The sequence below is a fragment of the Pedobacter antarcticus genome (assembly GCF_900103515.1).
Lineage (GTDB): Bacteria > Bacteroidota > Bacteroidia > Sphingobacteriales > Sphingobacteriaceae > Pedobacter > Pedobacter antarcticus.
Window position 1 is genome coordinate 38,783 of record NZ_FNGZ01000008.1, and the last position, 24,188, is coordinate 62,970.

General features: G+C 40.9%; 18 protein-coding genes. 9 read left to right on the plus strand and 9 right to left on the minus strand.

Annotated elements, in window-relative coordinates:
- Positions 1-51 precede the first annotated feature (51 nt).
- The 3 genes from BLR53_RS15255 (at position 52) to BLR53_RS15265 (ending at position 5,195) form a co-directional block, all read left to right on the plus strand.
- On the plus strand, positions 52-2,847 hold the full coding sequence (locus BLR53_RS15255; protein WP_074590928.1) for a 2-oxoglutarate dehydrogenase E1 component: 2,796 nt from the start codon (positions 52-54) through the stop codon (positions 2,845-2,847).
- Positions 2,848-2,866: 19 nt separating this feature from the next.
- Positions 2,867-4,093: a 2-oxoglutarate dehydrogenase complex dihydrolipoyllysine-residue succinyltransferase gene (gene odhB / locus BLR53_RS15260; RefSeq protein WP_037442833.1), complete on the plus strand. Its 1,227-nt coding sequence runs from the start codon at positions 2,867-2,869 to the stop codon at positions 4,091-4,093.
- A gap of 211 nt (positions 4,094-4,304) precedes the next feature.
- Positions 4,305-5,195: a major capsid protein gene (locus tag BLR53_RS15265; RefSeq protein ID WP_037442831.1), complete on the plus strand. Its 891-nt coding sequence runs from the start codon at positions 4,305-4,307 to the stop codon at positions 5,193-5,195.
- Positions 5,196-5,282: 87 nt separating this feature from the next.
- Here the strand turns inward: BLR53_RS15265 and BLR53_RS15270 are convergent, their stop codons facing one another.
- The 3 genes from BLR53_RS15270 to BLR53_RS15280 all read right to left on the minus strand — a co-directional run bounded on the left by BLR53_RS15270 (position 5,283) and on the right by BLR53_RS15280 (position 9,810).
- A complete protein-coding gene (locus BLR53_RS15270; RefSeq protein ID WP_074590930.1) occupies positions 5,283-6,014 on the minus strand; it encodes a head GIN domain-containing protein in 732 nt (243 codons plus the stop codon).
- A gap of 72 nt (positions 6,015-6,086) precedes the next feature.
- A complete protein-coding gene (locus BLR53_RS15275) occupies positions 6,087-7,742 on the minus strand; it encodes a M1 family metallopeptidase (RefSeq protein WP_074590932.1) in 1,656 nt (551 codons plus the stop codon).
- A gap of 187 nt (positions 7,743-7,929) precedes the next feature.
- A complete protein-coding gene (locus BLR53_RS15280; protein WP_083332097.1) occupies positions 7,930-9,810 on the minus strand; it encodes a CocE/NonD family hydrolase in 1,881 nt (626 codons plus the stop codon).
- A gap of 141 nt (positions 9,811-9,951) precedes the next feature.
- On the opposite strand from BLR53_RS15280, the gene BLR53_RS15285 reads away from it, so the two are divergent.
- The 3 genes from BLR53_RS15285 (at position 9,952) to lpdA (ending at position 13,551) form a co-directional block, all read left to right on the plus strand.
- Complete coding sequence (locus tag BLR53_RS15285; protein ID WP_244889538.1) at positions 9,952-10,395, plus strand: GtrA family protein; 444 nt, start codon at positions 9,952-9,954, stop codon at positions 10,393-10,395.
- 3 nt (positions 10,396-10,398) lie between these two features.
- Positions 10,399-12,081: an ArnT family glycosyltransferase gene (locus tag BLR53_RS15290; protein WP_074590934.1), complete on the plus strand. Its 1,683-nt coding sequence runs from the start codon at positions 10,399-10,401 to the stop codon at positions 12,079-12,081.
- A gap of 63 nt (positions 12,082-12,144) precedes the next feature.
- Positions 12,145-13,551 carry a dihydrolipoyl dehydrogenase gene (lpdA, locus tag BLR53_RS15295; protein ID WP_037438897.1) on the plus strand — a complete coding sequence of 469 codons (1,407 nt, stop codon included), beginning with the start codon at positions 12,145-12,147 and terminating at the stop codon, positions 13,549-13,551.
- A gap of 38 nt (positions 13,552-13,589) precedes the next feature.
- Here lpdA and BLR53_RS15300 read toward each other — a convergent pair whose 3' ends face one another.
- The 6 genes from BLR53_RS15300 to BLR53_RS15325 all read right to left on the minus strand — a co-directional run bounded on the left by BLR53_RS15300 (position 13,590) and on the right by BLR53_RS15325 (position 21,509).
- Complete coding sequence (locus BLR53_RS15300) at positions 13,590-14,432, minus strand: hypothetical protein (protein WP_244889540.1); 843 nt, start codon at positions 14,430-14,432, stop codon at positions 13,590-13,592.
- A gap of 98 nt (positions 14,433-14,530) precedes the next feature.
- Positions 14,531-17,722 (minus strand): efflux RND transporter permease subunit, encoded by a 3,192-nt coding sequence (locus BLR53_RS15305; protein ID WP_074590936.1) that lies wholly within the window; start codon positions 17,720-17,722, stop codon positions 14,531-14,533.
- A 35-nt stretch (positions 17,723-17,757) separates the two neighbouring features.
- A complete protein-coding gene (locus BLR53_RS15310; protein ID WP_074590938.1) occupies positions 17,758-18,822 on the minus strand; it encodes an efflux RND transporter periplasmic adaptor subunit in 1,065 nt (354 codons plus the stop codon).
- Complete coding sequence (locus BLR53_RS15315) at positions 18,819-20,141, minus strand: TolC family protein (RefSeq protein WP_074590941.1); 1,323 nt, start codon at positions 20,139-20,141, stop codon at positions 18,819-18,821. Before BLR53_RS15315 ends, BLR53_RS15310 begins: the two co-directional genes overlap by 4 nt.
- A 30-nt stretch (positions 20,142-20,171) precedes the next feature.
- The gene (locus tag BLR53_RS15320) at positions 20,172-20,780 is read right to left on the minus strand and encodes a TetR/AcrR family transcriptional regulator (RefSeq protein ID WP_074590943.1); all 609 of its coding nucleotides are present in this window, start codon (positions 20,778-20,780) and stop codon (positions 20,172-20,174) included.
- A gap of 114 nt (positions 20,781-20,894) precedes the next feature.
- On the minus strand, positions 20,895-21,509 hold the full coding sequence (locus BLR53_RS15325) for a TetR/AcrR family transcriptional regulator (RefSeq protein WP_037438907.1): 615 nt from the start codon (positions 21,507-21,509) through the stop codon (positions 20,895-20,897).
- 150 nt (positions 21,510-21,659) lie between these two features.
- On the opposite strand from BLR53_RS15325, the gene murB reads away from it, so the two are divergent.
- The 3 genes from murB to BLR53_RS15340 all read left to right on the plus strand — a co-directional run bounded on the left by murB (position 21,660) and on the right by BLR53_RS15340 (position 24,188).
- The gene (gene murB, locus BLR53_RS15330) at positions 21,660-22,676 is read left to right on the plus strand and encodes a UDP-N-acetylmuramate dehydrogenase (protein ID WP_074590946.1); all 1,017 of its coding nucleotides are present in this window, start codon (positions 21,660-21,662) and stop codon (positions 22,674-22,676) included.
- Positions 22,677-22,843: 167 nt separating this feature from the next.
- Positions 22,844-23,374 carry an RNA polymerase sigma factor gene (locus BLR53_RS15335; protein WP_037438911.1) on the plus strand — a complete coding sequence of 177 codons (531 nt, stop codon included), beginning with the start codon at positions 22,844-22,846 and terminating at the stop codon, positions 23,372-23,374.
- 136 nt (positions 23,375-23,510) lie between these two features.
- Entirely contained in the window at positions 23,511-24,188 is a 678-nt protein-coding gene (locus BLR53_RS15340) for a lycopene cyclase domain-containing protein (protein ID WP_037438923.1), read from the plus strand.

Genomic DNA, 24,188 nt, shown 5'->3' on the forward strand with positions numbered 1-24,188 from the left:
TTTTACAAGGTAAAATCCTAATTTTGCCATACTTATACCAACTCACAAACAATGGATAATTTATCTTATCTCAACGGCGCAAACGCCGAATACATCGATTCTATTTATCAGGCTTACAAGGAAAATCCTGCTGCTGTCGAATTCGGCTGGCAGAAATTTTTTGAGGGTTTTGATTTTGGAAGAAGCTCAGAGGCTGGCGTGACCAGCGAAGCAGCTCCGGAACATTTTTTAAAGGAAGTTAATGTCCTGAATCTGATCAACGGATACAGACAACGTGGACATTTGTTTACTAAAACCAATCCTGTAAGGGAAAGACGTCACCACCTGCCTACGCTGGATATCGAAAATTTCGGTCTGAGTAAGACTGATCTGGATACCGTTTTTAATTCGGGTGTTGAACTGGGTATTGGTGCAGCAAAGCTGAGCGCTATTGTAGCTTTTCTTGAAAAAACATACTGTGGTTCTGTAGGTGCTGAATATAAGTTTGTTCGTACTCCTGAAGTACTGAACTGGATTGAACAGAAAATGGAGCGTGTACAAAATACGCCTAATTTCTCCATTGAAGAAAAAAGAAGAATTCTTAAAAAGCTGAATGAAGCGGTAAGTTTTGAGAATTTTCTAGGTACCAAATTCCTGGGTCAGAAAAGATTCTCTCTGGAAGGTGCTGAGTCACTGATTCCTGCTTTGGATTCTGTAATTGAAAAAGGTGCTGAGCTGGGTATCGAGGAATTTGTAATTGGTATGGCCCACCGCGGAAGACTGAATGTGCTTGCCAATATCATGCAAAAAACTTATCAGGATATTTTTGCTGAGTTTGAAGGTAAAGGATACAGTGCTGAATCTCCATTTGGCGGCGATGTTAAATATCACCTGGGTTACTCAACTGACGTAACCACAAATGACGGTAAGAGTGTCCACCTGAGTCTGTGCCCGAACCCATCGCATCTGGAAACAGTAAATGGTGTGGTTGAAGGAATGACCCGTTCTAAAATTGATTTTAAATATGATGGTGACAACGCTAGAATTGCACCTATTCTGATTCATGGTGATGCTTCTGTTGCCGGTCAGGGGATTGTATATGAAGTGATTCAGATGGCCGGACTTGATGGTTACAAAACCGGTGGTACGATTCACCTGGTGATTAACAATCAGATCGGATTTACCACGAACTATAAGGATGCACGGACCAGTACTTATTGTACTGATATCGCTAAAGTAACCCTTTCTCCGGTTTTCCATGTGAATGGTGATGATCCGGAAGCTCTGGTTTATGCGATTAATCTGGCAATGGAATATCGTCAGAAATATAAAAATGATGTATTCATCGATATCCTGTGTTACCGCAGATTTGGACATAATGAGTCTGATGAGCCTAAGTTCACGCAGCCGTTATTATACAAAACTATTGAAAAGCATGCTAACCCAAGAGATATCTATGTTCAGCAGCTGATTAGCGAGGGTAAACTCGAGGCAGGAATGGCGAAAGAAATGGAAGTTGAATTCCGTGGAATTTTGCAGCAACGGTTAAATGAAGCTAAAGAAATTGTATCAACCTATAAGGCAGTTAAATTTGCCGGCGCCTGGTCTGATATGAGAATCGCAAGTGCGGACGACTTCCTGGTTTCTCCGGATACCGCTGTTGACAAAAGTGTCCTGCTTGATATCGCTAAAAAAATAAGTACACTTCCTGCTGGTAAGAAGTTCTTTAAGAAAATTGAAAAGCTCTTCGGTGAAAGAAATAAAATGGCTACCTCTACACACATTTTCGACTGGGCGATGGGCGAACAAATGGCTTACGCTACTTTACTGGAAGAAGGTAAACGTGTTCGTTTAAGCGGACAGGATGTAGAGCGTGGAACATTCTCTCACCGTCATGCGGTGTTAACACTCGAAGATTCTGAAGAGGAGTATATCCCACTGGCAAACCTGGACGAGAAACAGGCAAGCTTTGATATTTATAACTCACATTTATCTGAGTACGGCGTACTTGGTTTTGAATATGGTTATGCAATGGCCAACCCAAATGCACTGACTATCTGGGAAGCTCAATTCGGAGATTTCTTTAACGGAGCACAAATTGTAGTTGACCAGTATATTGCAAGTGCTGAGACTAAGTGGCAGCGTGAGAATGGCTTAGTGATGTTATTGCCACACGGTTATGAAGGACAAGGTCCTGAGCACTCTTCTGCAAGGATAGAGCGTTTTATGGAACTTTGTGCTGATTACAATATGCAGGTAACTAACTGTACTACTCCTGCCAATTTCTTCCATGCAATCCGTCGCCAGTTTAGCCGTGATTTCAGAAAGCCTTTAATTGTGTTTACACCGAAAAGCCTGCTGCGTCATCCTTTATGTGTTTCCCCGCTGGAAGATTTTACCAATGGAAAATTCAAAGAGGTTATTAACGATGCAAATGTGAAAGCAGATGACGTTAAAAGAGTATTGTACTGCAGTGGCAAGATCTACTATGAATTGCTTGAAAAACAGCAAAAAGAAGGGATCAAAGATGTCGCAATCGTACGTGTAGAACAATTATACCCTACGCCTCTGGCGCAGATGGAAGAAATCTTCAAGGGTTATAAAAATGCAAATGATGCTGTATGGGTACAGGAAGAACCTGAAAATATGGGAGCGTGGCCATACCTGTTGCGTAAAACCAGGAAAACAGCTTTCAATGATATTGAGGTGATTTCAAGAAAAGAAAGCAGCAGTACAGCTACTGGTTATGCTAAACAACACGCAGATCAGCAGGCTTATATTTTAGCTAAAGCTTTTGAGCTGCCTGTAAGTTCAGAAGACAAAAAAATCGCTAAAAAATCAGTGAGTAAAGTTTATAACGTAGATTAGAAAATATAATACAACAATTATGAGTCTAGAAATAAAAGTTCCGCCAGTAGGCGAATCAATTACCGAAGTTGTTTTATCCCGTTGGGTGAAAAATGATGGTGATGCTGTAGAAATGGATGAGGTTATTGCTGAACTGGAGTCAGATAAAGCAACTTTTGAACTTACTGCTGAACAAGCCGGAACTTTAAAAACAGTGGCTAGCGAAGGCGATACATTGGCTATAGGAGCAGTAGTTTGTAGTATTGAAGATGGTGGAGCTGCCCCTAAAGCTAAAGAAGCTGCACCAGCTGAAGAGAAAGCAGTATCAAATGATGCACAGCAGCCTGCTGCTGTGGCAGAACGTTCCGGAGAGAATTATGCTACGGGAACGCCTTCACCTGCAGCAGGGAAAATCCTGGCTGAAAAGGGTGTTGATGCGGGTGCTGTGAAAGGTACTGGTGTTGACGGCCGTATTACTAAAGAAGATGCATTAAAAGCAGAAAAACCAGCTGCTGCCGCTAAAGCTCCTGCTGCTGCTGCACCAGTTGCTGCTGCTGCGCCTGGCTCAAGAAATGAGCGTAGAGAGAAAATGTCTCCATTACGTAAAACAGTGGCAAAACGCCTTGTTGCAGTGAAAAATGAAACAGCGATGTTAACGACTTTTAACGAAGTTAACATGAAGCCGATCATGGACCTGCGCGGAAAATATAAAGATAAATTCAAAGAGAAACATGGTGTAGGTTTAGGCTTCATGAGTTTCTTTACGAAAGCAGTGTGTGAAGCAATGAAAGATTTCCCTGCGGTTAATGCGCGTATTGACGGAGATGGTATCATTTACAATGATTTTGTAGATATTTCAATTGCAGTTTCCGCACCGAAAGGTCTGGTGGTTCCGATTATCAGAAATGCAGAAAGCCTTAGCCTGGCTGAGATTGAAAAATCTGTGATTGAGCTGGCTACTAAAGCCCGCGATAGCAAATTATCTATCGAGGAAATGACTGGTGGTACTTTTACAATCACCAATGGTGGTGTATTTGGCTCAATGATGTCAACGCCAATTATTAATGCTCCGCAATCTGCGATCTTAGGGATGCACAATATTATTGAAAGACCAATTGCAGAGAAAGGTGAAGTAGTTGTACGTCCAATGATGTACCTGGCTTTATCGTATGATCACCGGATTATTGACGGCAGAGAATCTGTAGGATTCTTAGTTCGTGTAAAACAATTATTGGAAGATCCTGCTCGTTTGCTTTTAGGGGTTTAATATTAATCACTCATAAAAAGGTCTGTTCATATTCATGAGCAGACCTTTTTTATTGTGCTCTTTTTCGGGGATTATTCAAAATTTTCAGATTGAAATGTATGATTTGCGCCACATTTTAATGTGTTTTTAATCTGAGAGTCTATTTTAACATCTGTGGGTCATATGTTCAACAAACAATACGGCAGGCTGCATTTTGTTTAATTTTGTACCCGTGAATAAATTCTACTTAATTGTTTTTTTACTGGTTTTTTCGCTAAAAACCAAAGCACAACAAAGTTCTGGTATCTCAGATAATAAGGTTATAATCGGTAAAAGTCTTTTTGGCAATGAGACCAAGAGAGATTTTTCCCGAAAAGGTGATTTCTATATACACTGGGGATATAATCACTCCTGGTATGGTAAAAGTGATATTCATTTTAATGGTCCTGGGTATGACTTTACATTACATGATGTTCAGGCAAATGACAGGCAATCGAAATTGAGCTGGAAATATTTGGATATCGGCCAGATCTCAATACCTCAGTATAATTTTAGGGTGGGGTACTTTATTAAGGATAACTACAGTATTTCAATCGGCTGGGATCATATGAAATATGTAATGGACATTCCTCAGAGAGTTGCCATAACAGGTTATATAGATAAGGAGATCTCTAATCCCGGGATTCCTACAGGTGAGTATGCAGGTACTTATAATGGTGAAATGCTGGATGTCAAAGCTGATATGTTAACCTTTGAACATACAGATGGTTTCAATTATGCAAATGTAGAGATTGAGCGCTATGATGATATCTGGGTTGCACCTTCCCGTAAAACATCACTGACACTGGAAACAGGTCTGGGGGCCGGTTTGATTGTTCCCAGGACCGACGTTAGGTTATTTGGTACAGGGCAAAATAATTATTTCAATGTCGCGGGATACGGCGTGTCTGTAAAAGCTGGGTTAAAGTTTTACGTGACCAGAGGGCTTTATTTCCAGAATACAACCAAACTTGGAACTACAAATCTGACGAATATTCATACTACAGGCCGTAACAGTATCGATAAGGCTAATCAGAAAATAAATTACGTAGAGAACTTCTTTGCCGTTGGATATCAGTTTTAAAACTGATTATATGTTTAACAAAAAAAGCTTTTACCGATCGTTCTATCTTCGGTAAAAGCTTTTTTTTATACTGGATATGGAGCTGGATTAACCTTTTCTAACACTTCCGGATCCTATCATAGTTTTGTTAACTTGCGCATTTCCATAATAGGTAACATGTCCGGAGCCACTGATGACAATATCAATTGTCTTATTAGCTGTAACGGACGCGCTTGCCGAACCACTAATTTGTAATTTAACATTTTCTGCAGCAAAATCTTTACCACCGAATGAACCGGAGCCGCTTAGCGTAACAACTGCATTGGTCGCTTTACCAGTCTGCACTACCCGGCCGGATCCGCTGATTACGGATTTATAATTACTGACGTTAACTCCTGCCTTAATACTTCCGGAGCCACTTAAAGTCGTAACCAGGTCTTTACCGTTAATGGTGCCACTGACGAGCATATTTCCAGAACCGCTTAAAGTTAAGGAGCTTAATTTACGGGCTGTAATATGAACAGTGATTCTTGCACGGTTATATTTTCTGCTCCAGTCATTCCATTTAGTTTTTGGTCTGATTTCCAGCACACCTCCATTTACTTCTGCAACCAGTTCTGCGATGGCATCTGCATCTCCTTCAAACCGGAGCGATTCGGTCGAACCCATAGTTACATTATAATTCAGCGATCCACCAGCTGCAATGCCGCTAAAACTTCCAACATTCCTGTTTTCCTGTACGTAAGCTGCACCATGTTTAGTTATCGCAGGTGATCCGGCAAATAAGTTAGCGCTGCAGGTCAGGCATACCGCCACCAATAAAATATTTAGTTTTTTCATCTTTAGGTTTTTTGATAGGACAAGATTTTTATTGGAATGTTGCAGATGCAGCCCATGTTTTTCTGATTTTTTTTATTCTGATTTCTTAAGCTGAATATAAAAATTAGGGTCTGCGGTTAAATCCGTATTGTCATCCTGTCGAATTGCTACGGTTTTCCAGTTAGCAGATGGATAGATATAGCTGTAAACTCCGGCCTTAAGGCTTACTTTAACCGGCATTTCAAATTCATCAACGACATTGGTCCAACGATATGACAACTTATTTTTAAGGATTTTATATTCCAGGACCGGAATTTTTACTGTGCGCAGGTACTGATCGAATATTTTATCAAGCTTCAAACCGGTATAGTTCGAAATATAATCTTCAACCTGCTTGGTAGTAACAGTCTGATGGTAGAAAGTTTTATTCATCCCTCTGAGTAGTTGTCTGAATTTTGCATCATTACCGATTAGCTGTCTGATGCTATGTATCATATTTGCCCCTTTATAATACATATCCCCGGAGCCTTCTTTATTTACATTGTAGATGCCGATTATAGGGATATCATTTTCGATTTTACTTCTTATACCGGCGACATAGGCTGTTGAAGCTTCTTTGCCGTAGCTGCTTTCCAGATATAATGCTTCTGAATAATTGGTGAAGCTTTCATGTATCCACATATCTGCGACGTCTTTTGAAGTGATGTTATTTCCAAACCATTCGTGCCCACTTTCATGAACAACGATAAAATCGAATTTCAAACCCCATCCGGTTCCTGAAAGATCGCTGCCCATATAACCCTGTTTGAAGTGATTGCCGTAAGCTACTGCGCTTTGGTGCTCCATACCCAAATGAGGAGCCTGAACGAGCTTGTAACCATCTTCATAAAAAGGATAAGGCCCGAACCAGTGCTCGAAACTTTTAAGCATCGGCTTTACATCCTTATTCCAATGCTCCCTTGCCTTTGCGCTGTCTGCTTTTAACGCCCAGTAATCGATATCAAGTTTGCCTTTTTCGCCATTGTAGCTGTCCGACCAGTGTGCATATTTCCCGATATAAAAAGTAACGTTGTAATTATTGATCGGGTTTTTAATGATCCAGTTGTAGGTGTGATAACCGGAGCGTTCGGCACCAATATTCCGGAGTCTTCCGTTTGAAACAACGTTCAGGTCTTTTGGCACTGCGATACTAACCAGCATACTGTCTACTTCGTCGCTTTGGTGATCTTTGTTTGGCCACCATGAACTTGCTCCTAAACCTTGACAGGCGACGCTGATCCATGGATCACCGGACTGATCTTTACTGAAAACAAAACCGCCGTCCCAAGGAGCTTTTTTTGCCACAATGGGTTGACCGGAATAAAAAACCTGAAATTCTTCCTTTGCACCTTGCCTGATAGGTTCAGGAAAGGATACGAAAACAGCATTGAACTCCCGGGTATATTTTAGTGCGATTCCCTTGTACAGGATTCTATCTATTTTCAAATTACTGAAAAGGTCAAACTGAAGCTTGTTGAAATCTTGTGTGGCGGTAAATACGAAAGTATTACTGCCGCTAATTTCTCTCTTTTCAGGATCTATTTTCACATCCAGGTGGTAGTAATTGATGTCGTAACAGGTTCTTAGTGGGGTTAGCATGCCTCGAAGGGTATCCGCTTTGGTGATTGGTGTATTTCCGCTGAGGGGCTGTGCTTTAACCTGTGTGCAGAGCAAAAAAAGCAGGTACAGGCTGCAATAGATATACTTCATGTGTGTGGTATTAATACTTTTAATTTTTAAAGGTAATGAAGGTTTAATGGCTAATCAAGTTTGTAAACGCAAAAAGCCCGGTTTCGAAGTGCCCAATAAGTATCTAACTTTTTTGGTGGCACTTCAAAACCGGGCTTTTTGATGCTGTCTCTTTTTTCTGCAAGGCAGAATGCGGAGGGATTTCCTCTTATGGCTGCAGTATATTTAACACCAGCAAAGATGTATTTTGCTGATCGTGATAAATCCGGTGCGTGGCTTTCTGAAAGTCCTGATCAGTTGCCTGATAGATATCCATAAATTTTTGTGGATTCCTGTCTACAAGTGGAAACCAGGAGTTTTGAACCTGGATCATAATGCGGTGACCTTTTTTGAAAGTATGGGCGACGTCGGGAAGGGTATAATTAACAGCAGTTACCTGACCCGGGACAAAAGCCTCAGGTTTTTCAAAACTATTCCTGAATTTACCGCGCATGATTTCTCCACGGACCATCATCTGATAGCCATTCATCAGGGCTGTTTTTCCTTCCGGTGCTTTTTCCTCTGTATCTTCAGGATACACGTCAATTAATTTAATGACATAATCTGCGTCAGTGCCAGTAGTTGACACCGATAATTTAGCCAGCAAAGGGCCTGTTAAAGTAATATCTTCAGTTAAGATATCGGTCTGGTATACTTTTACGTCTGGTCTTCTTGCCGCAAAACGCTGATCGTCAACCATGTATTCTCTTGTTCTTCTCTCCTGAACACCGGCCTGATACGGAACCGGGGCGGCAGGATCACTTATATATTCATCGTAACTAACGGATTCAGAAGGCTTGTCAAAACTTAGTTTTCCACCGGAATGGAAGTACAGATTCTTTTCAGCTGTGCCTTGTGGTGGCCAGCTGTTGAATTTTTTCCATTCATTACTTCCGGTAACAAAAATGGTTGCTTCTGCCAAACCTGCATTACCATCGTCTTTCAGGTATTGCTTAAAGAAAGGAAGTTCTACATTTTGCTGATACCAGGTACTGGTTTCCTGTTTAAACCGGATATCTCCAAAGCTGTCGCCTTTACCTCTTACCCAGCCTCCATGGAACCAAGGGCCCATGACAAGTGTATTTGTTGCACCGGGGTTTTGTTTTTCTATCGCCTTATAGGTATGTAAAGCTCCATATGTGTCTTCTGCATCAAAGAACCCACCTACCACCATGACAGCAGGTTTGATGTTTTTCAGATGCGGTCTGATATTACGGTCCTGCCAGAACTTATCATAGTTTCCGTGTGCCATCAGGTCATTCCAGAATTTGATGGTGTCTCCAAAATATTTGGTTTTAACATTGGGTAATGCACCCAGGTCCAGAAAGAAACGGTAATTGTCTTTGATAGGATGCTTAAAGGGTTTAGGGCCTTTGTCTGGTGTTATCGGTTTTGGTCTGGGTACGCCAAAGGAAGAATAAAAGTTGAAGGCATCTGCCAGCATAAAAGCGCCGTTATGGTGAAAGTCATCTCCCATAAACCAATCGGTAACCGGCGCCTGTGGTGAAGCTGCTTTCAGCGCAGGATGTGCACCCGGAAGTGCAGCAGTAGAATAGAAGCCAGGGTAGGATATACCATAGATACCGGCTTTGCCATTATTACCCTTGATGTTTTTAAGCAGCCAGTCTATAGTATCATAGGTGTCGGTACTTTCATCAATATCTTTTTTAGAAGATCTTTTATCCAAATGCGGTCTCACATCTACAAATTCGCCTTCACTCATCCATTTACCACGTACATCCTGGTAAACGAAGATAAATCCTTCGCGAATGAATTGCGGGGACGGACCAAGGCTTGTTTTGTATTTGTCTTCACCGTAAGGGGAGACTGTATAAGGTGTTCTGCTAATCATTAGCGGATATTTCTGGCTGGTGTTTTTAGGAATATAAATTGCTGTGAAAAGTTTAACCCCATCACGCATAGGAATTAGTCTTTCTATTTTAGTGTAATTATCCCGTACATAGGCGGAGTCAGTCTGCGCAAATGCCGTGGTTCCGGCCAACAAAAGGATGCAGGCAAACCAAAATTTTTTGAGTGGGGCGTTTATCATGATCATTAAAAATAAGCTTAAGCGAATATAGTGGATCGGCAGACCGTTCGGTTAAGTTTAGTGTTTTTCACATAATTTTTACGCAATCGTTTATTCAGGTAGCCAAATGGTCGTACCTTTGGCGGTTATAATCCAGAATGCATGTCTTCAGAGAAATTCAGTCTTAAGTCTTTATTTAACCTTATTCCACCGCGATTGATGGCCTTGATCCGCTTTGGAATAACGGGGGTGAGTGGTCTGTTTATAGATTTTGCACTAACCTGGTTTTTTAAAGATGAGCTGGGAATCAATAAGTTTGCTGCAAATGGAATCGGCTTCAGTGCAGCGGTAATTAGTAATTTTCTGATCAACCGGAACTGGACATTTAAGGCGACAAAAGCAAAGGCTGCGCCGCAATTCACTGCGTTTTTAATGGTTTCTGTAATTGGATTACTCCTTAATTCTGGGATTATCTATCTGCTGGATAACGTGTTGCACGTTAATTTTTATTTAAGTAAGGCCATTGCAATTTTCCTTGTTTTTTTCTGGAACTTCAGTGCTAATTATTTCTTTGTGTTCAAAACTGTTAAAAGCAGCAAAAGCTAAATTATGGAGCTAATCGATTCGAGGCAGCAGAAGTCCTGGTTATATTTGTTTATCGGACTGGCGGTCCTTTTGAATTTTAGTGGAATGTTTGTGCCTGTAATGGGGCCTGACGGTGCATTGTATGCTTCTATTGCAAAGAACATGGTGCTGAACGATAATTTTAGCGACTTAATGGTTCAGGGCAAGGACTGGCTGGATAAACCGCATTTTCCTTTCTGGATGACTGCATTGAGTTTTAAGGTATTTGGAATTCATACCTGGAGTTATAAGCTGCCAGGGATCTTATTTATACTGGTAGCCGCGATTTATACTTACAAGCTGGCTAAAGTCTTATATAATGAATCTACAGCATTGTGGGCAGTGCTGATCTTATTAACGGCACAGCATATCCTGATATGCACCATAGATATCCGTGCAGAGCCTTTTCTCACCGGTCTAATCATCGCATCTGTTTACCATTTCTACCGCTGTCTGGGGCGGCAATGGATACTCCACCTCTTGCTAGCCTCTCTTTTTGCAGGTTATGCGGTCATGACAAAAGGTATTTTTGCGCTGATCCCGGTTGCCGGGGCAATAGGAGGCCACCTGATTATTACAAAGAACTGGAAAATGGTACTCAATTTCAGGTGGTTACTTGCAGTGGTTTTGATTCTGCTGGTGATTCTTCCAGAATTATTAAGCCTGTATGCTCAGTTTGACCTACATCCGGAAAAAACGGTCTTTGGAAAACAGGATGTTTCAGGGCTGAAGTTCTTCTTCTGGGACAGTCAGTTTGGCCGTTTCTTTAACAACGGGCCGATTAAAAAAACCAGTGGCGATCCAAGTTTCTTCCTGCACACAATCTTATGGGCATTTTTGCCCTGGAGTTTTTTATGGTATGCCGCAGTATTTCGCTTTTTTAAGCAGAATTTCTCTAAACCTTCCAGTGCGGAGTGGCTGTGTATTTCGGGTTCACTATTAACACTGCTGATTTTCTCGGTCTCGAAATTTCAGCTTCCTTTTTATATTACTATCGTATTTCCCTTTTTTGCTATACAGGTGGCAGACTATATAAATAGTTTAAATTCTGAGCATAAATTCAAATACTGGCGTATTGTTCAATTGGTTGTCGGCTTGTTGATGCTGGTGACAGTTGCTTTGCTGCAATTCTTCTTTAGACCAGATACTCTTGGTGTATGGAATGGTCTTTTTATACTGGGTGCGCTTGTACTGCTGGTTATCGTAAGTGTGACCGGTCTGGACTCCAGGAACAAAATGGTCTTGCAGTTATGCAGTGTTGCAATTGCCGTAAATCTATATTTTAATCTGGTTTACTATCCAAAATTATTAACCTATCAGGCAGATAGTGAAGCGGCTTTCTGGATGAACAAGCATAACCCGGATGGAATTCCTGTTGTGCAGAGTCGTATTGGGTTTGGCTTCGCATTGGAGTTTTATACCCGGGCACCCGTTTATTTTTTCCGGCCGGATGAACCTGAAGCACTTCCTAAACTTCCGTATTTATTTTATGGAGATAAAAGTACCGTGGATGATCTTTTTGAAGCGGGCGTTCCGATGCAAAGACTGAAAACTTTTGAAAGCTACAGGATCAGCAGACTGAAAGCTAAGTTTTTAAATGAAAAGACAAGAAAACAGACCTTGGATACTACTGAAGTGGTTTTAATCTACGGAAACATTAAGAATTAAGTACCTTTAGATGACGGTTTTCCAGGAGTGTTTATTAACTTTGCTCAACAAAAAACAAACATTATGCAATACGACGTCATTATTATTGGTTCTGGTCCCGGTGGGTATGTAAGCGCAATCAGATGTGCGCAGTTAGGCTTAAAAACAGCTATAATCGAGAAGTATAAAACTTTTGGTGGTACTTGTCTGAACGTAGGCTGTATTCCTTCAAAAGCCTTACTGGATTCTTCTGAGCATTTTCATAATGCTGCGCATACTTTCGAAACACACGGAATTAAATTAAAAGATCTTAAAGTGGATATGCCACAAATGATCGCTCGTAAAGATGACGTTGTAGCTCAAAATACTGCAGGTATAACGTATCTGTTCAAGAAAAATAAAATCGACAGCTTTGAAGGTGTGGGTTCTTTCGTAGATAAAAATACGATCAAGATCGCCAAGGCTGATGGTTCATCTGAAAATATTACCGGAAAGAATGTCGTTATTGCTTCCGGTTCAAAACCTACTGCTTTACCATTTCTGCCAGTAGATAAAAAAAGAATTATTACTTCTACTGAAGCTTTAAATATTAAAGAAGTACCTAAATCAATGATTGTTATTGGTGGTGGCGTAATCGGACTGGAATTAGGTTCTGTTTATGCCCGTCTGGGAACTAAGGTTTCTGTAATTGAGTTCCTGCCTTCAATTATTGCTACTATGGATGCTGGCCTTGGCAAAGAGCTGCAGCGTGTACTTAAGAAATCTTTAGGAATGGAGTTCCTGATGGGTCATAAGGTTACTGGTGCATCTGTAAAAGGTAAAACTGTAACGGTTACTGCACAGAATTCTAAAGGCGAAGACGTAACAGTTGAAGCGGATTACTGTATTGTTGCAGTTGGACGTACCGCTTATACAGAAGGTCTGGGTCTGGAAAACATCGGTATTAAAACGGAAGAACGTGGAAATAAAATTCCTGTAAATGCTCATCTGGAAACAGCTGTACCTGGTGTATACGCTATTGGTGATGTAATTACCGGCGCCATGCTGGCACATAAGGCAGAGGATGAAGGTACTTTTGTAGCGGAAACTATTGCTGGTCAAAAACCACATATTAACTATAATCTGATTCCTGGAGTTGTTTATACCTGGCCAGAGGTTGCTTCAGTGGGATATACTGAAGAGCAGTTGAAAACAAACGGAGTAAAATATAAATCTGGTTCTTTCCCTTTTAAAGCGAGTGGAAGAGCGAAAGCAAGTATGGATACTGATGGTTTTGTAAAAGTACTGGCTGATGAAGCAACGGATGAGATTTTAGGTGTTCACATGATCGGTCCACGTGCTGCAGACATGATTGCTGAAGCTGTTGTTGCGATGGAATATCGTGCGTCTGCCGAAGATATCGCGAGAATCTGTCATGCACACCCAACTTATACAGAAGCTATTAAAGAGGCGGCTATGGCTGCAACAGCTAATCGCGCAATTCATATGTAAAAAATTACCGGAGTGCATTTGTACTCCGGTAAATCTTTTTAAAAACCCCAGGCTTCAGCCTGGGGTTTTTTTATAGGTAATTGAGGGTAGGCTTCTTTGAGTGCTTTTACCCCAAGTTCAATTAAGCGAAGGTTTTCTTCCAGATGACCGTGCTGGACTTCTATATTGATGTAAGGAATTTTATGCTGCATCGCATAAACCGACAGTGATCCATCGTCCGGCGCTGTCTTTGCCTGCAGAATAACATTTACATTCTCTTTTTTTAGCAGATTGAATACTTTAAGATCCGTCACCAGAATCATGTCGTCTTCATCGGTCTGGAAATTGATGTGCACGGAATCTGCTGCACTCTCGAGCGCATATCCTGGCAGATAACTGCGAATGCCGAACCCGCCGTCTGCATTATTATGAAGTGTGATAATGTAATCTTTATGTTTTGGCAGATAGGTTTTAAGTATAGTTTTGGAAGCGTGTTCGAGTTCCTCCAATGCATCGTCGGTTATAGCGCCATATTTTTCCAGGCCCGCCAGCCGGCCTTCTTTGGTGTATATACCATTCGGATCGGTCTGAAACTCTTCCTCTTTCAACAGAAATTTAAAATTTCGCACTGATCCGTACTGTGTGTCAATAATGCTTCCGCCATTGATTTTAATGTATTGGAAGGCAGCTTTAACTCCGGTATCCTCATCATCATGGATCGCGAGAAAATTCACATTCGGTTCATTATAACTGTAACGTACCAGACTTACTTCCAGGTCTCCTATATTAAGATAGGTAGTGTCTGATATCATGCCTTCAAATACCGGCGGATGTTGTTGTGCACTGAGCCGCAGTGTAGGGAAGAACAGGCTCAGAATTAGGATTGTACGGAGTATATTCATAATGCTTTCAACAGTTGGCTTTCAGTTTTACATTTTCTGTTCAGCTAACAAAAAAGGAACCACGATGGATTCCTTTTTTGTTTATTCTTATTGATTTTTTAATGTTGGTGGTCTAAATCGTATTCTTTAACGTCTTTATGATCGTATGGTTCTACCATCAGCTCTTCTATGGTTACCCCTTTTTTATTAAACCCGAAGCGGTCCAGAATTCCGTCAAAGATCTGGTACATTACCGGTACAACGATCAATGTCAGGAAGAGTGAGCTCAACAGACCCCCAATAATTACCCAGGCAAGTCCATTTTTCCATTCTGCACCTGCACCACCTGCCATCGCAATAGGAACCATACCGATAACCATCGCAATAGTGGTCATTAGAATAGGTCTTAAACGGGCGTGATTAGCCAGCACGAGTGCCTCATGTGTAGATTTGCCTTCTGCTTTCATCTGATTGGTAAAATCGACCAGGATAATTGCATTTTTCGCCACCAGACCGATTAACATAATTAAACCTAGAATAGTGAAGATATTTAGTGCATTATTTGTTAATGCCAGCGCCAGTAACGCTCCGATCACCGACAATGGGATGGAGAACATCACGACAAATGGATACACAAAGCTGTCATACAGGGCAACCATAATGAGGTAAACTAAGATAATAGAGGCCATCAGGGCAATCCCGAGAGTTCCAAAACCTTCTCCTTGATTCTCTGCATCACCTGCCCAGAGATAACTTACACCTACTGGTTTTCTGAGTTTGCCGGATTTCTCCAGTTCCAGCAATTTTTCCTGGAACTCGGCAACAATGGTACCTGTTGGTCTACCAATGGATTGTGCACGTACGGAAACAGATGTACTCTTATCACGTCTTTCCAGCTGACTTGGTCCGGAACCTTCCTTGATATCTGCAAACTGTGAAAGTTTAACTTCTTTGCCTGCGGTATTAATAAAGATCAGGTTGCTAACGTCATCAATATCTTTACGGTTGAAGGTTTGGTAACGAATATTAATATCATACTCGTATTCTCCTTTACGGAACTTACCATCGGTGTTTCCGCTGAATGCGGTCTGCATGGTTGCCCCTACAGTTTGAAGGGTTAAACCTAAAGCAGCCATTTTATCACGGTCTACCTGTACGTTGATCTCGGGACTTCCACCTTCTACGGAAAGTTTAAGCTCTGCAGAGCCTTTAATCTGTGCCAGCACTGCCATTGCACCTTCGGCATATTTCATTGCGCTGTCCAGATCGGATCCCATTACTACCATATCAATAGGTGCATTTTCTGCGATACCTAAAATACTGATTGGTACGGTTTTTACTTTTGCCCCGACCAGATGTTTGGCGAGTTCACGGCTAACCTTAGTTGCGTAAATACTGGAGTTATCTGCCCTTTCGCTTCTCTCAACAAGTTTGACGTTAATCTCTGATTTGTATGCGGTCGCCTGCGTACCACCAAAGTCACCGCTGGACTGACCAACAGTAGTAATCAATTGTATGATTTCTGGTTTCTTAACTAAAAACGCTTCTGCTTTCTGAGTGATCAGGTTAGTCTGTTCAATAGAAGCATCTTTCGGCAACTCAATTTGAACAAGGAATTCCCCTTTATCACTTTTCGGGAAGAATTCTGTACCTACATATCCGGCCGGAATTAATCCGCATGATCCGAAGAAAAGGACCAATACAATCATAATGGTTTTACCCTTATTGGCTAATGACCAGTTCAGGATACTCGTAATCCAGATTGTGAATTTACGCAGTTGTGCTTCGAACCACAGGATGAATTTTCCAAAGATATTTTTGCCTTCGATCTTCTCTAACTTACCGTAACGGGAAGAGAGCAGTGGTACGATCGTAAAGGAAGTAATCAAAGAAAGGAGCGTAGCAATAATAACAACGACACAGAATTGTCTCAGGATATTGGATACCAGGCCGGTACTGATGGCGATTGGGAAGAATACAACCACAATTACCAGGGTAATGGAAACTACGGTAAAGCCGATTTCACTTGTTGCGTCATAAGCTGCACGTACTTTGTTTTTACCCATCTCCATGTGGCGGTAGATGTTCTCCAGTACTACAATCGCATCATCGACCAGAATACCTACAACCAGTGAAAGGCCCAAAAGGGACATCAGGTTTAAGGTATATCCCAAAACTTCAATTCCTATAAATGTAGCAATCAGTGAAGCTGGGATCGAAACCATGACGATTAAGGCATTCCGCAAACTGTGCAGGAAGAAAAGCATTACAAAGGCAACAAGGATAATTGCCAGGATTAAATCATGGATAACTGCATCTGCCGATTCTAAAGTGAAAATGGAACTGTCATTCGCAATGACAATATGCAGTTCGTTAGCTTTATAGTCTTGCTGTAAGGTCTCAATGACTTTATGAACACCTTTACTTACTTCCACGGCATTCGCATCGGATTGTTTGATAATCTGAATTGCAATTGCCCCTTTACGGTCGATACGTGCTATTTTCTCTACTTCTTTTTGTGTATCACGCACGTCTGCTACATCGGAAAGTCTGATTTGCGCACCGTCTTTACCAGTAGTAAGAACAAGATTCCTTAATTCATCTACATTCTTGTATTTACCTGACAAACGGATCAATACATCCTGGTTATGTGTTTTTACACTACCGGTAGGGAAGTCCAGGTTTGAGGTTAAAATAGACTGTTGTACTTGAAGTACTGACAGGCCGTAACCCTGTAATTTATCAGCATCTAATGCAACTTCAATTTCTCTTTCCTGACCACCAACCAAGTTTACCTGGGCTACACCTGTTACCCGGGATATAATGGGTGCAATCCTTTTATCGATCAGATCGTAAAAAGAGGCATCATCCATCTTCGCAGATGCCGACATGGTAATTACAGGTAAATCGTCCAGGGAGAATTTATTCAGTGAGGGCGTCTTTACATCGGTAGGTAAATCTGCGAGAATTGAATTTACCTTGCGCTGTGCTTCGTTCAGGGAGAGATCGACATTAGCTTTATCATTTAGCGTAATCGTCACTACCGACAGACTTTCGTAAGATACAGCATTCAGTTTTTTGATGTTTTCCATGGAGGAGACAGCGTCCTCAATTTTCTTGGTCACCGTATTCTCTACCTCAGCAGGAGATGCACCCGGATAAATAGTGGAAATGGAAACCACATTATTCGAGAACTTAGGCAGCAATTCGTAACTTAAAGAGAAGTAGCTTAAAAGCCCCATCAATGTTAGCACGGTAAATACCACAATAACCAGTGACGGTCTTTTAATTGATATTTCTGTTATTTTCATTAGCTATATATTTTTTAGCAGGTTGCTTAGCGTAATTATTTAATTGCAGTAACCGGACTTCCATCAACCAGGTTGATCTGTCCGCTGATGATCGCAGTTTCACCTTCTTTCAGACCGTCAATGATCTCAACCCTGTCTCCAAGGATACGACCGGCAACGACCTTGCGGATTCTGGCAGTCTTGCCATTCTCCATCACGAAGATCTCATTGCTGCTTACACTGCCAACGAATGATCCCCTTGGAATAACAATTGCCGGAGCCTGAGCAGGAAACTGGAAGATTGCAGTTCCATACATACCAGCTTTGAGCGTATTAGCATGGTTGTTCTCCACTTCTATTTCAACCGGAAAATTAAGTGTAGCATCTGCTTTTGGTGCAATGAAAGTTATTTTACCAGTGAAATCGTCTGCTGGAAATACATTTGATTTGATTTTTACAGAGCCTCCTGTTTTTAAGCTGGCAACCTGGCTTTCATTTACGTTGACCTTAAGTTTCAGTCTGGACACATCTACCAGTTCAAACAACTGCGTACCCATTGCGGTCACGAAAGCGCCGACTTCAATATATTTTTTGTTAACGATGCCATTGATCGGCGATTTAATATTAGCATCACTCACACGACGCGCGGCACCTTGTAATCTCAGGCGCGCATTTCTTGTTGCCAGTTTCGCCTGGTCAAGCTGTTGTTGTGTAACACCACCTGTTGCAAAAGAGCTTGTATATCTTGCTTCATCACGAATTGCATTATCTAAAGCTGCCTGAGCGGTTTCTTTATCTGTATTAATGATTTCTGCATCGATACGCGCTAAAACCTGCCCTCTAGATACTTTATCACCTTCTTTAACGAATATTTGTGTGACGCGCCCTGCATTTTCAGAAAGGAAATCAAGCTCTTGTTTCGGCGCAAATGTTCCATTCGAACTGAAATCTAAATCAACGGGTTCTTTTTTCACTTCAGCCACACGAACACTCACTGCACCACTACCTTCCGACACCAGTGCGGTTTGTGCATCATTCTTCTTCTTGTTGCTGTTTAACACCCAGGCAATTCCACCCAGCACAACAATGATGAGTATGACAGTTATAATTCCTCTTTTCATTTTAATAGTGATTTTATATTTCCGTTTGATTTGATTAGTTGGATTTCGGCAATTTTATAGTTAAGTAATGCCTGGGTATAACTGTTTTGTGCGGATGTTAGCGCATTTTCGGTGTCCAGCAGATCGGTCAGGGCTGCCAGGCCGTTATTATAGTTGTTTTGCGTGCTTTCGTATATTTCCTGCGCCAGCACAACATTTTCTTTTTGAGTGCGGATAGTATTCAGATTATCTTTCAACTGAATCTTTGCATTCTCATAGGCTAGGTTGAGTGTGTTTTTCGTTTGGAAGAGGTCTTCGTCTGCCTTTCTAATATCTACTTCTGCCTGGCGAACTCTTGATCTTGTCGCGAAACCATTAAAAATCGGCATCCTTAATGTTACTCCTATAGCGGAAGCATCATAGTAGAAGGCAGATCCGCCTTTTTTAAATAAATCGAACTTATCGCTCTGTCCGGTTTTGGAAATGTTTCCTGTAAGAGACAGTGTAGGGTAATATTCGGCGATATATGCCTTTTTTTGCAGGGCATATAATTCACGCTGTACATTTAATAACCTAATCTCGGTACGCCCGGAAAGGCTGATACTGTCCGCTAGAACTGGCAGGACCGTTACGTCCGTTAGTTGTTCCTGTGGCAGATTGACCTGCTCGGTTACCGGCATACCAATCGAAAACTTTAATTGGTTTTCTAACTGAACAACAGCATTCACTATCTGTTCCCGCTGAGTCTGCAGGTTAGTAAGGTTTACTTTGATCCGGTCTACGTCGATTTTTTTTGCTAATCCGTTCTGGTATTGATTTGAAATGATTTTTTCAATCACCTTAACATTCTTGATGTTGGTATCAATTACATTGAGTTGTTGTCTGCTCACTAATACCTGGTAGTAATTGTTAGCAACCTGCTCAATTACTTGCTCTTCAGTTAACTGTGAGTTGAGCTGGTAATAACTCTCGCTGGTTTTGGCCGCTTTTAAGCCGGTGAAAACTGTTTGGTTAAACAGCTCCTGACTTAACTGAACGCCTGCATTTGAATTCCATTTCCTTCCCAGCTGAAAAGATTGGTCTCCAACAACTAGCTGACCGATAATTGCATTATAAGTCAATGAGGCATTACCCGTAATCTGTGGAAGCGCCTGTGATCTGACTTCTTGTGTTTTATATCTTCCACCATCGATATCCAGTCTGGATTTCCGGGCAGTGACATTGTGCTCAACGGCGTAATTTAACGCTTCTTTTAGACTGAGCGACTCCTGTGCCTGTAAGTAGAGACCCTGAAAGAGTATCCAGAACAGCAGAGGAATAGTTTTTAAAATGAACTTCATAAATTAGGATTGTTGGAATATAGGTGGTTGCTATTGTAAGCCTTTAATGAAAATCCTGGATAACATGATCTGTTTTTCTTTCATGGTTCTCAACTCTTTTTTGTCCGGGATAAGCTCTTTATTGCCATGCATTACGCAAAGTGAGGTTAGTCCGGCTTGGCTGGCCAGATAGAGCTCTGCTATTTTAGCAATGTCTTCCTGTGGCAAAATTTCACCGTTGGCAATTGCCTGCTCGAAGATCTTCTCATGAAGAATTCTGTTCTGTATAAATTTCTCTGACAGGTAATTTTTCAGCTCCACCGAGTTAAGTGAAGAGTCAGTATTGCCGTTTGAAAGATGAAGCATATAATATTTTTGGAAAAACTTATGCTTAACTTCTATACTGTGAAGTAAAGTTGTTGCGATGTTGTCTCCCGATTTCTGATCCTTATTCATCATATTGAAATAGTCTTCGAAAATTCGTTCAACTACACCGAGTATAAGACTGGATTTGTCCGGAAAGTAATAATACAGAGATGGTTTGGAAACGGACAGATCTTCCGCTATCTCATTCATCGTTGTTTTATTAATACCAAAATGTGTAAACCGTTTGATTGCACCCTCTAAAATTAATTCTCTCTTTTTATCAGTTTCTGCCATTTCTACCTTTTTACTATCTGACTTTATATTTTTAAAAGTCAAAAATATAGCTAGAATAGTTATTTAGGAAACTTTACTTGAAAAGAAGTGTTCTAGATTGTTAATATGACAAACTCATGACCTATTAGTCTGTTTAAGACCTGCTAAAAAGATTTCTGTGAAGCGTTTCTCTTTGAGGAATATGAGTTTAAACTGCTCTTTATCTGGGTAAATGATTTTAGAGCGGTTTAAAATATTGAAGTGTATGCCAGAAATAGCCTCGACAAAAATTTCAGTTGTAAAGTTCAGGTCGGCCACTGAGAACTCACCAGATGCATTCCCTTTATTTAGTAGCCCCGTTATGATTTTCAGCTCAAAAGCTCTCGCTCTTGTAAATTTATCCTGAAGTTCATCCGGTAATTCCGGGCCCATCATTTTGGTGTATTCAATGAGCTTATAGTATTTCTGGATAAATGCCTGTCTTTTTTGAACCAGCATCAATATTCCTTCGGCAGCACTGCTTGTTTTTTCGACGGACTTGACAAGATCCCGGCTAATCTGGTGCATCAGATGTTCGATCACACTGACATAAAGACTCAGTTTATCTGGGAAATAATAATAAAGCAAGGCTTTTGAGAATGCAATGTCCTTTGCAATCTCCGTCATCGTAGTTTTCGCAAGCCCGTAATGAGCGAATCTCTTCAGTGCGGCATCTATGATTAAAAGTCTTTTTCTATCTTGATTTTCCATTGTTTGTGAGGCGTACTTTTGCTTTTTTATGTCCTGACGGACTGCAGAATTTAACCGGATGTAAATTAGGAAAAATTATTAAATAATGTATTTGAGGGATAAATATGGCTTTAACAATTACATTTGCTTCAAATTATTTATAGTACTGCTATGTTTTTAATTCAGGAAAATATCTCCTTAAAACCTTATAACACATTCGGTATCGATGTCAATGCCCGCTACTTCGTAGAAATCACAGAAGTTAAGGATTTACTGGAATTACGCCTTTCGGATGTTTTCAGGACGGAACGTATATTGGTAATTGGGGGGGGGAGTAATTTGCTTTTCCGTTCAGATTTTCAGGGACTGATTATTAAAATGAGCATTCCTGGTATTCAGGCTTCAATTGACAGTCAAACCGTTTATGTAACTGCTGGTGCCGGTGTGGTATGGCATGATCTGGTTATGTATTGTGTGAATAACGGATATGCAGGAATGGAAAACCTAAGCCTTATTCCTGGTACCGCTGGTGCTTCTCCGATTCAGAACATTGGTGCATATGGCGTTGAACTGATGGATATTTTCTATTCATGTGAAGCTTTTGAACTGGCGACCGGCGAATTCAAAACTTTTAGCTTTGAGGAATGTGGTTTCGCTTACCGAGACAGTGTCTTTAAACATGAACTTAAAGGGCGTTTTATTATTACCGGGGTTACATTTCGTTTACCTCAGCCTGCGGCTGTAAATACGGGCTATGGTGCTATACAGGCGGTGCTTAATGAACGGAATATAGTAAATCCGGGTATTGCCGATATTTCGGGGGTTGTTGCTGAGATACGCGTTAGCAAACTCCCGGATCCTTCAACCATTGGAAATGCCGGTAGTTTCTTTAAAAATCCAGTGATTCCTGAAAGTCAGTTTGACGGGTTGATTGCAAACTTCCCAAACCTGGTTAGTTTTCCTGCTGGCTCCGGCTGCAGAAAACTGGCGGCTGGCTGGCTCATTGAACAGTGTGGATTTAAAGGAATAAGAGACGGTCAAACGGGAACATGGAAGAATCAGGCGCTTGTTTTAGTGAATCACGGTGGCGCTACTGGTGAAGAAGTGTATAGTTTTTCAGAAAAAATTATTGAGTCGGTATATGCCAAGTTTGGTCTAAAACTAGAAAGGGAAGTAAATATTTTGTGATATAGCGGTTAGCCTGCCGGGGAGCGGCTTTGCTTGTTTAGAAAAAAATCTGTGGCCATTTTGGTACATCTATTGTATAAGTGTTAGTATGCAAGCTTAAACAGATTGGGTAGTGCTTCTTTGTAACAGCTTGTTATTTTGTTCGTTAACTTAAAAACTTAGACATTATGACAAAGAATGAATTTAATCTACAGCTCCATCGCCACTCCGTCTCTTTGCAGTCATTTGCTTTAAATTTTACAAAGGATATTGAGGATGCAAATGACCTGGTTCAGGATACCATGCTAAAAGCTGTGACTTACTATAGTAAATTTAAGGAAGGAACAAATCTTAAAGGATGGTTATTCACCATCATGAAAAACACCTTTATCAACAATTACAGAAGGCTGGTTAAAACGAATGCATTAATTACTCAGTCTGAAGACATATCATCTGCTAATCTGCACTATAGTGCAACTAAAAATACTATTGATAGTAAGTTTATCATTGGAGATATCAATAAGGCGCTGGATACACTCGCACCTGAATATTACGTGCCTTTCGTGAAGTACTTTGAAGGTTATAAGTATCATGAAATTGCCGATATGCTGAACATACCTATTGGTACGGTTAAGACCCGAATTCATGTTGCCCGTCAGATTCTGAAAAAATATTTGAAAACATATTCTAAAGAAATTCTGGGAACAGAAGTGGTTTAGCAGCTAAAAAACTTGTTTTTTATGACCGTCCGTAGTGAAGCTGCAGACGGTTTTTTTATGTGGTTTTGAATCGAAAAAGAATTTTAAAGCAGGATTTGCTTTCAAAAGTATATTTTTGGCGATTAACCCGACCAGAATGAACATGACATACCTTCTATTGGATCTCGGCCTGGTGGCCCTGGCTATACTCCTGATCTTTATGAGTAAGAATGGGTTTGCCGCGAACCGCAAATATATCGGGCTTGCGGTAATGATCAATGTTTTTGCTTTTTCTATTCCTACGGAGTTTTTGACGCAGCTAAAAGTGATTGTTTTTAATCCTCCGTACCTGACCGGTACAATTCTCTGGCAACTTCCGGTAGAAGAATTGCTCGCTTTACTTGCGTTGCCTTTAATGGGCCTGGCTATCTATCTTTATCTGAATTCCCGTTACCCGGATCAAAAATATCAGCCATACAGTCTTGCGCTAAGTAACCTGATGCTTGGCGTATGTATTGCAATGTTGTATTTCGGATATCAAAAATATTATACTCTTTTTACTTTCGCCATATTGCTTCTTCTTCTTTTATATATCGAATATGTGAATAACCTGAGGTTTATGTATCGGTTTTACCGGGCGTTTCTTGTGTCACTAATCCCTTTTTATATTTTTTACGGTATAGCAGCTAATTTACCAGTCGTTCAGTTCCATCAGGAGGCTACACTGGATTTTAACCTGTTGGGTTTGCCCTTTGAAACACCGTTCTACTTTATGTCGATGATGTTGTTCAGTGTGTATTTTTACGAATTGTTTAAAAGTAAGGCCAAATCCTGA

Excerpts from the sequence above, each read along its gene's own strand:
- BLR53_RS15255 (WP_074590928.1), top strand. The coding sequence starts at position 52 with ATGGATAATTTATCTTATCTCAACGGCGCAAACGCCGAATACATCGAT.
- odhB (WP_037442833.1), top strand. The coding sequence starts at position 2,867 with ATGAGTCTAGAAATAAAAGTTCCGCCAGTAGGCGAATCAATTACCGAA.
- BLR53_RS15270 (WP_074590930.1), bottom strand. The coding sequence starts at position 6,014 with ATGAAAAAACTAAATATTTTATTGGTGGCGGTATGCCTGACCTGCAGC.
- BLR53_RS15275 (WP_074590932.1), bottom strand. The coding sequence starts at position 7,742 with ATGAAGTATATCTATTGCAGCCTGTACCTGCTTTTTTTGCTCTGCACA.
- BLR53_RS15280 (WP_083332097.1), bottom strand. The coding sequence starts at position 9,810 with ATGATAAACGCCCCACTCAAAAAATTTTGGTTTGCCTGCATCCTTTTG.
- BLR53_RS15285 (WP_244889538.1), top strand. The coding sequence starts at position 9,952 with ATGTCTTCAGAGAAATTCAGTCTTAAGTCTTTATTTAACCTTATTCCA.
- BLR53_RS15290 (WP_074590934.1), top strand. The coding sequence starts at position 10,399 with ATGGAGCTAATCGATTCGAGGCAGCAGAAGTCCTGGTTATATTTGTTT.
- lpdA (WP_037438897.1), top strand. The coding sequence starts at position 12,145 with ATGCAATACGACGTCATTATTATTGGTTCTGGTCCCGGTGGGTATGTA.
- BLR53_RS15300 (WP_244889540.1), bottom strand. The coding sequence starts at position 14,432 with ATGAATATACTCCGTACAATCCTAATTCTGAGCCTGTTCTTCCCTACA.
- BLR53_RS15305 (WP_074590936.1), bottom strand. The coding sequence starts at position 17,722 with ATGAAAATAACAGAAATATCAATTAAAAGACCGTCACTGGTTATTGTG.
- BLR53_RS15310 (WP_074590938.1), bottom strand. The coding sequence starts at position 18,822 with ATGAAAAGAGGAATTATAACTGTCATACTCATCATTGTTGTGCTGGGT.
- BLR53_RS15315 (WP_074590941.1), bottom strand. The coding sequence starts at position 20,141 with ATGAAGTTCATTTTAAAAACTATTCCTCTGCTGTTCTGGATACTCTTT.
- BLR53_RS15320 (WP_074590943.1), bottom strand. The coding sequence starts at position 20,780 with ATGGCAGAAACTGATAAAAAGAGAGAATTAATTTTAGAGGGTGCAATC.
- BLR53_RS15325 (WP_037438907.1), bottom strand. The coding sequence starts at position 21,509 with ATGGAAAATCAAGATAGAAAAAGACTTTTAATCATAGATGCCGCACTG.
- murB (WP_074590946.1), top strand. The coding sequence starts at position 21,660 with ATGTTTTTAATTCAGGAAAATATCTCCTTAAAACCTTATAACACATTC.
- BLR53_RS15335 (WP_037438911.1), top strand. The coding sequence starts at position 22,844 with ATGACAAAGAATGAATTTAATCTACAGCTCCATCGCCACTCCGTCTCT.
- BLR53_RS15340 (WP_037438923.1), top strand. The coding sequence starts at position 23,511 with ATGAACATGACATACCTTCTATTGGATCTCGGCCTGGTGGCCCTGGCT.